At 73.9% G+C, this 12,016-nt stretch carries 11 protein-coding genes; 8 read left to right on the forward strand and 3 right to left on the reverse strand.

The features are described from left to right. The first annotated feature begins 55 nt into the window (after window positions 1-55). Genes HCN56_RS01710 through HCN56_RS01735 form a run of 6 tightly spaced genes read left to right on the forward strand, consistent with a single transcriptional unit; the run spans window position 56 to window position 7,156 of the window. Window positions 56-1,144, forward strand: coding sequence for an ABC transporter substrate-binding protein (locus HCN56_RS01710; RefSeq protein ID WP_167967625.1), 1,089 nt, complete (start codon window positions 56-58; stop codon window positions 1,142-1,144). Then, the gene (locus tag HCN56_RS01715; protein ID WP_167967626.1) at window positions 1,137-2,378 is read left to right on the forward strand and encodes an ABC transporter ATP-binding protein; all 1,242 of its coding nucleotides are present in this window, start codon (window positions 1,137-1,139) and stop codon (window positions 2,376-2,378) included. The genes HCN56_RS01710 and HCN56_RS01715 overlap by 8 nt, the downstream gene beginning before the upstream one ends. Further along, window positions 2,375-3,334 (forward strand): ABC transporter permease, encoded by a 960-nt coding sequence (locus HCN56_RS01720; RefSeq protein WP_312870999.1) that lies wholly within the window; start codon window positions 2,375-2,377, stop codon window positions 3,332-3,334. Before HCN56_RS01715 ends, HCN56_RS01720 begins: the two co-directional genes overlap by 4 nt. After that, window positions 3,331-4,131 (forward strand): ABC transporter permease, encoded by an 801-nt coding sequence (locus HCN56_RS01725; RefSeq protein ID WP_167967627.1) that lies wholly within the window; start codon window positions 3,331-3,333, stop codon window positions 4,129-4,131. The genes HCN56_RS01720 and HCN56_RS01725 overlap by 4 nt, the downstream gene beginning before the upstream one ends. Window positions 4,132-4,190: 59 nt before the next feature. Then, window positions 4,191-5,249 carry a dipeptidase gene (locus HCN56_RS01730; protein WP_167967628.1) on the forward strand — a complete coding sequence of 353 codons (1,059 nt, stop codon included), beginning with the start codon at window positions 4,191-4,193 and terminating at the stop codon, window positions 5,247-5,249. Then, a complete protein-coding gene (locus HCN56_RS01735; RefSeq protein WP_167967629.1) occupies window positions 5,246-7,156 on the forward strand; it encodes an FAD/NAD(P)-binding protein in 1,911 nt (636 codons plus the stop codon). The genes HCN56_RS01730 and HCN56_RS01735 overlap by 4 nt, the downstream gene beginning before the upstream one ends. A gap of 80 nt (window positions 7,157-7,236) precedes the next feature. Here the strand turns inward: HCN56_RS01735 and HCN56_RS01740 are convergent, their stop codons facing one another. Then, entirely contained in the window at window positions 7,237-8,193 is a 957-nt protein-coding gene (locus tag HCN56_RS01740; RefSeq protein WP_167967630.1) for an alpha/beta fold hydrolase, read from the reverse strand. Window positions 8,194-8,480: 287 nt separating this feature from the next. Continuing rightward, window positions 8,481-9,371 (reverse strand): NAD-dependent epimerase/dehydratase family protein, encoded by an 891-nt coding sequence (locus tag HCN56_RS01745; RefSeq protein ID WP_312871000.1) that lies wholly within the window; start codon window positions 9,369-9,371, stop codon window positions 8,481-8,483. A gap of 153 nt (window positions 9,372-9,524) precedes the next feature. Here HCN56_RS01745 and HCN56_RS01750 point away from each other — a divergent pair, with 153 nt between their 5' ends. Together HCN56_RS01750 and HCN56_RS01755 are read left to right on the forward strand one after the other, a co-directional pair. Then, the gene (locus HCN56_RS01750; protein WP_167967631.1) at window positions 9,525-10,145 is read left to right on the forward strand and encodes a TetR/AcrR family transcriptional regulator; all 621 of its coding nucleotides are present in this window, start codon (window positions 9,525-9,527) and stop codon (window positions 10,143-10,145) included. 177 nt (window positions 10,146-10,322) lie between these two features. Beyond that, window positions 10,323-10,847 (forward strand): P-loop nucleotide/nucleoside kinase family protein, encoded by a 525-nt coding sequence (locus HCN56_RS01755; RefSeq protein WP_167967632.1) that lies wholly within the window; start codon window positions 10,323-10,325, stop codon window positions 10,845-10,847. Window positions 10,848-11,340: 493 nt separating this feature from the next. Here the strand turns inward: HCN56_RS01755 and HCN56_RS01760 are convergent, their stop codons facing one another. Next, entirely contained in the window at window positions 11,341-11,853 is a 513-nt protein-coding gene (locus tag HCN56_RS01760) for an SUKH-3 domain-containing protein (RefSeq protein WP_167967633.1), read from the reverse strand. Between the last annotated feature and the right edge of the window lie 163 nt (window positions 11,854-12,016).

Genomic DNA, 12,016 nt, shown 5'->3' on the forward strand with positions numbered 1-12,016 from the left:
CGCGGCCACCGCGCCGACCGACCTCCTCCCCCTGCCTCGAACCGGAGCCCCCGCCATGCCCCTGCGCCCCCGAGCCCTCGCCGTCTCCGCCGGCCTGTTGTCCGGCGCCCTCCTCCTCACCTCCTGCGCCGGGTCGGCCACCGCGCCCGGCGGCGGCGCCGCGGACGGCTCCGGCCGCCAGACGGTGACGTTCATGGGCTTCTTCGGCACTTTCCAGGACTCGTTCACCAAGACGGTCATCGAGCCCTTCGAGGATGCCAACCCGGACATCGAGATCGAGTACGTGCCGATCCAGAACTCCGCCGAGGTGCTGGCCAAGCTGCGCGCCAGCAAGGAGCGCCCCGTGGCGGACATCGCCCTGATGGACAGCTCGGTGGCGCCGACCGCCAACGAGGAGGGGCTGTTCGCGGAACTCGACCCCGCCCTGGTCCCGAACCTGGAGGAACTGGTCGACGCCGCCCGCCTCCAGGACGGGTACGGGCCGGGCCTCACCCTGGACAGCCTGTCGATCCTCTACAACAGCGACCGGGTCGCGGAGGCGCCCACCAGCTGGGACGACCTGTGGGACGAGCGCTTCGAGGGCCGGCTGGCGATGCCCATCGCCGACACCCGCGGGGTCGCCCTGCTCATCGCGCTCTCGGACATCCTCGGCGTGGACCACCAGGAGGACATCGACCCGGCGATCGAACGGCTCAGGGAGCTGGCGCCCGGGGTGCAGACCTGGCAGCCCTCGCCGGACGTCTACACCTCCGTGCAGTCCGGCGAGGTGGACGTGGCGGTGGGGTGGAACGCCCGCGGCCAGTTCTACCAGGACTCCTCCGACGGCACGGTGGTCCCGGTCCTGCCCGAGGAGGGGACCGTGCAGCAGATCAACTCGATCAACCTCGTCAACAACTCCCCCGCCGCGGACGCGGCGCAGAAGTTCATCGACTACGCCATCAGCGCCGAGGCGCAGAAGGCCTTCGGCGACGACGCCTACTACGCCCCGGTCAACGAGAACGCCGAACTCGACCCGGAGGTCGCCGAGCGCACCACCGCCTCCGAGGCCCAGCAGGACAAGCAGATCGCGGTCGACTGGAGCTGGCTCACCACGCGCTACACCGCGTGGGTCGACCGCATCAAGCGGGAGGTCATCGGTGACTGACCCCACCACCGGCGTCCCGTCGCCCACGGCGGCGGGGGCGGGGGCCGCAGGGGCCCCCGCGGCGGACGAGGGCCACCTGGTCCTCCGCGACCTGGTCAAGACCTACCCGGGCCGCCACGGCGCCGCCGTCCGCGGCGTCTCGCTCTCGGTGCCGCGCGGCGCCATGCTGGCGGTGCTCGGCCCCTCGGGCTGCGGCAAGTCCACCACGCTGCGGATGATCGCCGGGCTGGTGGCGCCCTCCGCGGGGAGCGTGCTCGTCGACGGGAAGGACGTCACCGGCACCCCGGCCCACCACCGGGACATGGGTGTCGTCTTCCAGTCCTACGCCCTCTTCCCGCACATGGACGTCGCCGGCAACGTCGCCTTCGGGCTCGAGATGCGGAAGGTCCCGCGTCCCGAGCGGGAGCGGCGCGTCACCGAGGCGCTGGAACTGGTGCGGCTGGACCACCTGGCGCGCCGCCGCGTCTCCCAGCTGTCCGGGGGCCAGCAGCAGCGCGTGGCGCTCGCCCGCGCGCTGGTGGTGCGGCCCACCGTGCTGCTGCTCGACGAACCGCTGTCCAACCTGGACGCCCAGTTGCGGACCACGATGCGGGAGGAGATCCGCCGCATCCAGCAGGAGACCGGTATCACCACGGTCTTCGTCACCCACGACCAGCACGAGGCCCTCTCCATGGCGGACCGGGTCGCCGTGCTCCACGAGGGTCGGCTGGAGCAGCTCGGCACGCCCCAGGAGATCTACGAGCGTCCCGCCTCCCGGTTCACCGCCGAGTTCGTCGGCCGGGCCAACCTGCTGCCCGCGACGGTGGTCGCGGCCGCCTCCGCCGGCGAGGCCGCGGCGGCGGAGGTCGAGGTGCCCGGCATCGGCCGGATCACCGCGCAGGGCGCGTCCCCGGCCCCCGGGGAGCCGGTCACCGTGCTGCTCCGCCCGCACCGCGTCGTCCTCGACGCGCACGACCCCGACGGCGGCATCGCGCGGGGCACCGTGCTGACCGCGGGGTACACCGGGGAGACCGTCGCCTACCGCGTGCGGGTCGGCGGCTCCGGTCCGGAGCTGGACGTGGAGCTGCCGAGCGGCTCGCACCGGCCGTCGGCGCCCGGTGCCGAGGTCGGCGTCTCCTGGCAGCAGGGCGCCGCCCGCCTGGTGCCGGCCGCGCCCCGGTCGGGCGGCGACGCCGAGGCGGCCGACGGCGGCGGGCCCGCCGGGGACCGCGACCCCCGGGGCGGGGCCGCGTGAGCGCCGCTGCCCCGGGGACCGAAACGGGGTCCGACACGGGGAGCACGACGGCCCCCGGCGCCGAGCGCCCGGCGCCGGGCCGGTGGACGCCCGGGCGGACGGCGGCCGCGCTGCTGCTGCCGGGGCTGGTGGCGCTGCTGCTCACCTACGCCATGCCGCTGGTGTGGGTGGCGCGGATGGCGTTCAACGAACCGCTCCCCGGCGGCGCCATCCGGCAGACGCTCACCCTCGGCACCTTCGCCGACGTCCTGACCGACGGCCACTACTGGCGGGTGATCTGGCAGACCGTCGAACTCGGTGCGCTGGTCACCGTCTTCACCCTGCTGCTGTCCTACCCGCTCGCGCTGTTCCTGGCCCGGACCACGACCCGCTGGCGCGGGCTGCTGATCGCCCTGGCGGTCACGCCCCTGCTGATCTCCTCGGTGGCGCGCACCTTCGGCTGGATGGCGATCCTCGGCAACCAGGGAGTGGTCAACAAGACGCTCCAGTCGGTCGGGATCATCGACACCCCGCTCCAGCTGGCCAACAACCTCACCGGCGTCGTCATCGCCTCCACCGAGATCTACATGCCGTTCGCCATCCTGGTGATGATCAGCGGCTTCGGCCGCCTCGACCCGGAGCTGGAGCGGGCCGCGGCCTCGCTGGGCGCCGGGCGCCTCGCGGTGCTGCGCCGGGTGGTGCTCCCGCTGACGCTGCCGGGGGTGCTCACCGCCGGCCTCCTGGTCTTCGTCCTGAGCCTCAGCGGCTACGTCACGCCCCGGCTGATCGGGGGCGGCCGCGTCTTCGTGCTGGCCACCGAGATCTACGACGAGGCGATCACGGCGCTGAACTGGCCCGTCGCCGCCGTGCTCTCGATGCTGCTGCTGGTGCTGTTCGGCCTCGTGATCGTGGTCTACACCCGGCTCCAGCGGTTCGTCGAGCGCCGGATCCTGGGAGAGAGGGGTGCCGCGTCATGAGGACCGGTCCCGCGGGGCGCGCGGCCTGGGTCGCGCTGCTCGTCGTCCTGTACCTGTTCCTGCTCGCGCCGATCATCGTCGTCCTGGTGGTCTCCTTCGACGACGCCACCTTCCTGCGGTTCCCGCCCGAGGGCTTCACCCTCGACGCCTACCGGCAGGTGTTCGCCAACGACGACTTCCGCTCCGCCATCCAGGTCAGCGCCGTCACCGCCTCGATCACCGCCCTGCTGGCGGTGGTGACGGGCGTCCCCGCGGCGCTCGCCCTCTCCCGGGTGCCGTTCCGCGGCCGCGAGGCGATGGAGTCGGCGTTCCTCTCGCCGCTGCTGGTGCCCAACATCGTGCTGGGCCTGGCGCTGCTGGTGCTCTTCGCGCCGATCCCGCTGACGGACACCTACACCGGACTGATCCTCGCCCACCTCGGCATCACCATCCCCTACGTCGTGCGGACGGTGTGCGCCTCACTGGCCGGCGCCGATCCACGCGCCGAGGAGGCCGCGCGCACGCTGGGCGCCGACACCTTCACGGTGGCGCGCCGCATCATCCTGCCGACGATCCTGCCGGGCGTCGTCTCCGGCGGGGTCATCGCCTTCCTGCTGTCCTTCGACGAGACCGTCATCTCGCTCTTCGTCTCCGGGCAGAACGTGACGCCGCTCCCGGTGGCCGTCCTGCAGTACGTGGAGTACCGGAGCGACCCCGCGGTCGCCGCGCTCTCCGTCTGCCTGGTGGTGCTGTCCGTGGTCGCCGTCGTGTTCGTCGAGCGCAGCCTCGGCCTGCGACGAAGCCTGCGCTCCGGCTGAGCCCGCACCACACCGCACTGCTGCACGCCCACCGCCCACCCGACCCGAAAGGCCGCACCGTGACCACCGCCTCCCCCTCACCCGTCACCGACCCGGCCGCGCTGCACCGCGACAGCGTGGTCTTCAACGCACTGGACTGCACCCCGCTGTCCTGGGCCGACGAGACCTACCTGGCGAAGCTCGCCGCGTCGGGCGTCACCGCCTTCAACCACGCCACCGTCATCTCGGGGGACTACGACGCCGCGGTCGCCGCCATCGTGGGCTGGCAGCGGCGGGTGGCCGAGACCGGCGGACGGGTCTTCCAGGGGCGCGGCCTCGCCGACGTCCGCCGCGCCGACGCGGAGGGCTCCGTCGCCTGGTTCGTCGGGTTCGAGGACAGCAAGCCCGTCGGGGAGGAGCTGTGGCGCCTCGATGCGCTCCACCAGCTGGGGCTGCGGTTCCTCGGCCTGACCTACCAGAACCGCAACTTCGCCGGCGACGGCTCGGGCGAGACCGCCAACGGCGGACTCAGCCGCTTCGGCCGCTCCCTGGTGCGCGAGTGCAACCGGCTCGGCGTCGCCCTGGACCTCTCCCACACCGGCGAGCGCTCCACGCTGGAGACCATCGAGCTGTCGGCGAAGCCGGTGCTCGTCACCCACGCCGGACTGACCCGGTTCGTGGACAGCCCGCGCAACAAGAGCGACGAGGTGGTCCGGGAACTCGCCGCGCGCGGCGGGGTCTTCGGTCTCGCGGCCAAGGCGGGCTTCCTCAGCCCCGACGGGCTGCGCGCCCCGGTCGGCCCGGAGGTCTTCGCCGACAACATCGACCACCTCGTCGAGGTCGCCGGCATCGACCACGTCGTCGTCGGGACCGACGTCGGCGACGAACGCAAGTACAGCAAGGAGGGGATGGCCCGGGTCCGGCGGCTGTACCCGGAGATCCCGATCATCGACGACGATCTCGACCTGGAGCGCATCCACCCCGTGGGCATGGGTACCCCCGCGGACCTCCCCCGCATCACCGAGGTGCTGGCGGCGCGCGGCTACACCGCCGACGACCTGCGCAAGATCCTCGGCGGCAACCTGATGCGGGTCCTCGCCGACATCTGGGACGAGCCCGAGCAGGACCCGGCGGCGTGACCACGCACCTCCCGCACGACGCCGAGCCGCCCGTCCTGGCGGTGATCGGGGCCGGGCCCCGCGGCTCGGCCGTCGTGGCGCGGCTGATCGCGCACCTCGCCGCGGTGCCCGGGGCGCGCGCCGAGATCCACGTCGTCGATCCGCACCCGCCGGGCGCGGGCCGGGTGTGGGACCCGGACCAGTCGCCGCTGCTGCTGATGAACACCCTCGCCGGGCACGCGACGGCCTTCCCCGACGCGGACGCCCGGCTGACCGGGCCGGCCGCCCCGGGTCCCTCGCTGCGCGCGTGGGCGCAGCGGCGCGGGTCACCGCTCGACGCCCACGCCTACCCGGCGCGCGCGCTGATGGGGCGCTACCTCTCGTGGGCGTACCGCACGACGGTGGCGGGCGCTCCGCCGGAGGTGCGCGTCGTGCACCACCCCACCCGGGCGACCGGCCTGGCGCGAACCCCCGACGGCCGGCACCGGATCACCCTCGCCGACGCGCCGGGGCTGACCGCGGACGCGGTGGTCCTCGCCACCGGCCACACCGACCGCGCGCCGACCTCCGCCGACGCGGCCCTCGATGCCCACGCGGCACGCCACGGCCTCGTCCGCCTGCCTTCGGGCCACGCGCAGGAGCGTGACACGACCTCGTTGGCCCCGGGGGGCACGGTCGTGGTTCGCGGTCTGGCCATGGGCTTCTTCGACCAGTTGGCGCTGCTCACCGAGGGGCGCGGCGGCCGCTTCACACCGCTGCCCGCCCGGAGCGGGGACGGCCCGGACGGCCGGCTCCGCTACCTGCCCTCGGGGCGGGAGCCGCGACTGCTCGTCACCTCCGGACGCGGCGTTCCGTACCTCGCACGCGCCCGGGTCGGCGCGGACACGCCGCCGTCCCACCGGCCGGCGGTGCTGGACGCGGCGGCGGTGGCGCGGCTGACGGCAGCCGCTCCCGGCAGCGTCTCCTTCGGCGAGGACGTGCTGCCCCTGATCCTCAAGGAGGCCGGCTACGCCTGGTACCGGACGCTGGCGGCGCACTCCCCCGACGGACTCGACCAGTCCCCGGAGGAGTTCCTGGCCGCCTACGCGGCCGCCGAGGCCGGCTCCGCCGCGGAGCACGCCGTGGTCGCCGCGGCGGTGCCCGCCGAGCGGAACCGGTTCGACGCCGCCCGGCTCGATCGGCCCCTGGGCGGGCTGACGTTCCCCGACGCGGAAGCTCTGAACGCCTGGGTGCGTCACTGGCTGGCGGAGGACCTCGCAGCGGCGCTCACGCCGCAGCGATCGCCCCGGAAGGCGGCCGCCGCCGCGATCGCCGCTGTCAAGGCCCCGGTGCGGCGCATCGCCGCCTCCGGCGTGCTGGACGCCGCGTCGGTCGCGGAGCTGGCGGAGTTCCGGTCGTTCGGGGCGCATGTGGCCAGCGGGCCGCCGGCCTCGCGGGCCGCGGAGCTGCTGGCGCTGGCGGAGGCCGGCGTGGTGGAGTTCCTCGGTGCGCGTCCGGCGGTGTCCACCGGCCCTGCGGAGGCGGGCACGGGCTGCTTCACCGTGCGGACGGCATCGCTGCCCGACCGGACGGTGAGCACCGGAGCGCTGCTGGACGCCTGGCTGCCGTCGGCCGACCTCGCCCGCACCGCGGACCCGCTTCTGGCGGGGCTGGTGCGCTCCGGCGCCGCGCGGCCGCACCGGGCGGGCCCGGCGGGCGAGGGGCCGCCGACGGGGGCCCTCGACGTCGACCTCGCCGACTTCCGGGTGCGCGACCGTGCCGGGCGGCCGGCGGCCGACCTGTTCGCGTTCGGCATCCCGCTGGAGGGGCTGGAGTGGAACACGGCCATCGGGGCCCGGGCAGGGACCGATGCGGCGCTGTTCCGCCAGGCCGACCGGATCGCCCAGGCGATGCTGCGGCACTGCGCCGTGCCGCCGGCCGGGCCCTGACCGCGCCCCCGCCGGACCCGTCGCGCCGTGGGCCCGGCCGGGTGGCGGGACGGGTCCAGGCGCCGGCCGGGGCGGGCGCGTCAGCGCCGGGTGAGGGAGGTGCCGTAGGTCTCTGCCGCCCCGCAGTACGGCAGGGCGTCCAGGGAGGCGTCGGTGCAGAAGCGGACCAGCAGATCGGCGAAGTCGGCGATGCGCTCCATCGGCGCGAGGTGGTCGGTCTCCTCGATGGTCAGGAACCGCGCGAGCGGGAGCTGCCGGGCCACCTCACGTCCCATGGCCGGGGTGGTCAGCGTGTCGTACTCCCCCGTCACGACCAGGCTGGGGACGGCGGGCACCGGCTCAGGGCGGAACCACTCGTGACGCAGCATCCGGGTGTTGTGCTCGGTGGAGCGGCGGCGCTGCTCGGGGCTCTGACCGATGATCTGCTGGTGGACCAGGCGGGCCATCGCGGCGTGGCGGCGGACCCGCCCGGCGCCCAGCGGGGAGACGAACCCGTCCGCCAGTTCCCGCGCCACCGCCGAGGTCTCCCCGCGCTCGATCATCTCGGCCCAGCGCTTCATCGAGGCCGTGTACTCGGCGGTGACATGGGTGGTCATGCCGACCAGCAGCAACCGGGCGATGAGGGAGGGGTGGTGCTGCGCCAGCCGCACGCCCACGGCCCCGCCGTAGCAGGCGCCGACCAGGTTGACGCGCCGCACCCCGAGTTCGTCGAGCATGTGGCGCGCGGCGTCGGCGAGGAAGTCCACACCGTAGCGGCTGGGCAGGAAGTCGGCGGTGCCGTAGCCGGGGAGGTCGACGGTGATGACCTGGGCGACGGCGCCGAGCCACCGCTCGTGCCGCGTCCACGAGTTGCGGTCCTGGGCCGACCCGCCGAGGACCAGGACCGGTTCGGTGAGCGCGGCGACGGGGTGCACGACGCGGCAGGTGTAGGCGAACCCCTGGTAGGAGAGGTCGCGTTCCTCGACACGGACCGACCCCCGCCCCAGCCGCTCTGCGGCGTGCGCCGTGTCATGGGTGAGGAGGGCGTCGGTGGTCATGTGAGGACTCCTGGGCTCCGGAACGGGCAACGGTGTCGCTGTTCAGCGGCCGGTCGGCCGGCGGCCCGTCCGCTTCCCCGCGGGCCGGCCCGGGGTGGGACGGCAGCCGGGGGACGCCCGCACCCGTCCGGGTGTCGCGCGGGCCGCACGGGGAGGAACTTACCCGAAAACCCCTCGAAGCTCCCAAAAAGCGTGATCAGTCGGGTACTTGGCGTATCACACCGAAGCCCTCCGCGGCTGCCGCCGATCCGGTGGATCACCCGCCGACAGCCGGGCCCGACGGGCGCTCACCCCCGGGCGGCGGCAAGGGGAGGTTCCGCGGCGAGGACGGCGGCGAAGTCGCGAGGGGGACGCCCGGTGACCCGCAGGACGGTGTCGGTGACCCCGGCCTCCTCGCCGCGGGCGACGGCTGCGTCGAGCCCGGCCAGCAGCTCGGCGAAGGGGCGCGGCAGCTCCCGCGCGAGGTGGTCGGTCATCGCCGGGAGGGACAGCCGCTCGTGGACGACGGGCCGGGAGCCGGCCCGGGTGAGCTCCTCGGCCACCTGGTCGTAGCTGAGCGCCCGCGGGCCGGTGATCACCAGCTCCGCATCGGGTGCCGTGGGTGCGGTGAGCGCGGCTGCGGCCACGGCGGCGATGTCGCCGGCGTCGACGAACGCGACCCGGCCGTCGCCGGTGGCGGTCCGCAGCACCCCTTCTCGGCGGGCGCTGCGTGCGTGGAGGTGGTCGCCGGTGAAGTTCTGCATGAACCACGACGGCCGCAGGACGGCCCACTCCGGGACCAGACCCGGCAGTGCGGCATGCACCTCCCCCACCGCCGGGCCACCGGCGGGCACGGCGGAGGAGCTGAGCAGCACGACACGACGCACCCCGGCAGCGCGCGCCCGGCGCAGGAAGGGGAGGACCACGGCAGCGGGATCCGGGTCGCCGACCGGCGGTATCAGGTAGAGACGGTCCGCACCGGCGAGCGCCGCGTCGTGCGTGGCGGCGTCGTACCAGTCGAAGCGGACCGGGAGCGCGCCCGCACACCCCGTGCGGCCGGCGCGGGAGGCGGCGAGCACCGTCGCGCCGCCGGCCCGGAGGCGAGCGGTGAGGCGACGTCCGGTGGTGCCGGTGGCGCCGAGGACGAGGATGCGGCCGGCGGGGGCGGGCTCGGTGGGCACGGCGGGTTCGGTGGGCACAGGAGGTTCTCCGATGTCGTGGGCGGGGGCGCTCCGCCGGGACGCGCCCGGCAGGGGCGGACGCCACCGGGCCCCACCGCGTACGATGCGGACCAGCGGTCCGCATCAAACTATACGGACCAGTGGTCCGCTTCAACACTCGGGGGAAACGCCATGACAGAGCGCCGACCGCGCGTCGACGCGGCACGCAACCGCGAGGCGGTCCTGGCCGCGGCCGACCGGCTGTTCAGCCGGTGCGCCTCATCCGACGAGGTCACCATGGCCGCCGTCGCCACCGAGGCCGGCGTCGGCAAGGCGACGCTGTTCCGCGGCTACGGCGACCGCACCGGACTGCTGCGGGCACTCTGGCAGGCACACCTGGGGCCGCTGTGGGCCGAGATCGACGACGGACCCCCGCCCCTGGGACCGGGCACACCTCCGCGCCGGCGGGTGGCTGCGCTGCTCGACGCGATGCTGTGCTTCAAGTTCGACCACCGCCAGCTGGCGGCCGCGCTGGAGTCGGCCGGCTCGGGCAGCCCCTACGGCACCGAGCAGTACGCCCGGGCGCACCGGTTGGTGCGCGACGAGATCGCCCGGCTGGCCGTACCCGGCGCCGACTTCACCGCCCACGCGCTGCTGTCTGCCGTCCGCGCGGATCTGGTGGTCCACCTCGCCGCGCAGCCCGGCAACGACCGGGAGGCGCTGCGCGACGCACTCGCGCAGCTGGTGGCAACGACGCTGGGCGCCCCTCCGGGAGCGGACGGGGAGCGGCCGGCACCGTCGGGGGCCGAATGACGCGCACGGGTGCCACCCACCGGCAGTCCGCGGACCCGGTCGGCGGCAGCCACGTCGGCACCGGCCGGCGGCAGGCGGACCGTCGGCGGGCGCCCTGCCCGGAAGAGCGCGCGGGGACCCTCCGAGCCCGGCGGCACCGTTGTCCGGGACAGCCCCTCGCCGCTATGGTCGGGGACCGTGATCGTATGGCTGAACGGCACCCACGGCGCGGGAAAGACGACCACCGCCGAGCTGGTGCAGCACCTCATCCCCGACTCGCGGGTGTTCGACGCCGAGAAGGTGGGCGAGGCACTCATGGACATCCGACCGGGGTTGCCGGCGACCGACAACTTCCAGCACTGGCCGCCGTGGCGGCCCCTCGTCGTCGAAACCGCCCGCCGCGTGCTCGACTGGACGGGCGGCACCCTGGTGATGCCCATGACCGTCCTCGTCGAGGCGTACTGGCGCGAGATCGCCGCGGGGCTCGCCGCGCACGCGATCCCCGTCCGGCACTTCGTCATCCACGCCGACCAGGCCACCCTCCGCGGCCGCATCGGCGGCGACACGGTGGTCGGCCGGGACTCGCCGTTCCGCTTGGACCACCTCGAACCGTACGCGGAGGCGGCCCGAACCTGGCTCCACGCCGAGGCCGAGGTCATCGACACCACGCACCTCTCCCCCGCCGAAGCCGCCCGGCGGATCGCGACGGCGGTCGGCCACTGAGCCGGTTCCAACCCGCCTCGCGGGGCGCGCGGTAGGGTCGGCGGCGGGAACACGCCACCGGTGGACGACCCTACGAGCGGAATCCACCTTCACACGGCGCAGAAGGCCCGACAGGAACGACCTGAGGGGACTTCACGCGCGTGTTTCTGCACCCTCAACGAACCCATGCGGACCCACGGAAGAGTGTGAGGACCGAGCCCCCCGTCAGGCGCATCCGCAACCGTTTCCGGCCTTGCGAGGCGTTGCCTGGGTCAGGGCTCCCGACAAGATCGCTGGTGTCGCCCTCGGCGAGATTGTCGAAAACATCCTCGGGGTTCGCGGTCGAGCGCTTCCAGAAGCCGAAGTCGCTACTCACAGACCATCCCGGCGACGCCGTGTTCGCGAGCCGCGCGGAGGTCGTGGACAGCGCCGAGTAGAGCTGGTGGGGTCCACAGCGATGGCGCTGACTCCGCACCCGATCGCGGCTGGCTCCGCACGCCACCCGACGGCTGATTCACCCATGGGAGTCAGCCCTCGGCCACGGATCGAGTCCCGGATCGGAGTGCAGACAGCGCAGCGGGCGATTCGCGCGGACCGCCATCTCCAGGGAGTCTTCGAAGGTGGGACCGAGCTCCCAGATCCAACCCATGCCGGCAGCAACCACTCTCCCCCCGGCTTCTACGAAGACACTTGAGAAACTGAGCCACTCACCGATGGGAAAACAGTACGCACCGAGAACATCCTCCACCTCTTTTGCCAGGCCACGCTGTCCTGATCCAGCGGCGATGGGATCGACATTGTAGGGCTCGTCATTACTGAAGTTCGGGCCGACTCGATTGAGGGGATCGATCGAGAGCCCTCCCACCGTCGCAAGGATCTCCACCGCCAACGGGTGGGACCGGTACCCTTCACGCTCCATCTGCTCCACCCATTGTCCTGCGTCGACCCTCCTGTCTGCGCTCCACCCGGACGCGACAAGCGCGCCGATCAGCTCCTCGCTCAGCGAGTCGAAGCGAATCGGGGACATCAGTTGACCTCCGGATTCTCCAGCAGTGCGTTGGGCCAAACCCATCGCGCAGGGTGTGCGCTTGAGGTGACAACGAGACCAAGCCCCCGATCGGCGCCCCGAGGCGTGACGGCATGTGGCGTGCGAGCGAGCGTGCGGCGACGGTTTCGGCCCGGGCTCGGCC

Origin of the sequence: Streptomyces lonarensis, from assembly GCF_012033735.1 — a bacterium.
In the GTDB taxonomy this organism is placed as follows: domain Bacteria; phylum Actinomycetota; class Actinomycetes; order Streptomycetales; family Streptomycetaceae; genus Streptomyces; species Streptomyces lonarensis.

Bases quoted from the DNA above. Each gene is read 5' to 3' on its own strand.
- HCN56_RS01760 (WP_167967633.1), bottom strand. From the start codon at position 11,853: ATGTCCCCGATTCGCTTCGACTCGCTGAGCGAGGAGCTGATCGGCGCG.
- HCN56_RS01710 (WP_167967625.1), top strand. From the start codon at position 56: ATGCCCCTGCGCCCCCGAGCCCTCGCCGTCTCCGCCGGCCTGTTGTCC.
- HCN56_RS01725 (WP_167967627.1), top strand. From the start codon at position 3,331: ATGAGGACCGGTCCCGCGGGGCGCGCGGCCTGGGTCGCGCTGCTCGTC.
- HCN56_RS01750 (WP_167967631.1), top strand. From the start codon at position 9,525: ATGACAGAGCGCCGACCGCGCGTCGACGCGGCACGCAACCGCGAGGCG.
- HCN56_RS01740 (WP_167967630.1), bottom strand. From the start codon at position 8,193: ATGACCACCGACGCCCTCCTCACCCATGACACGGCGCACGCCGCAGAG.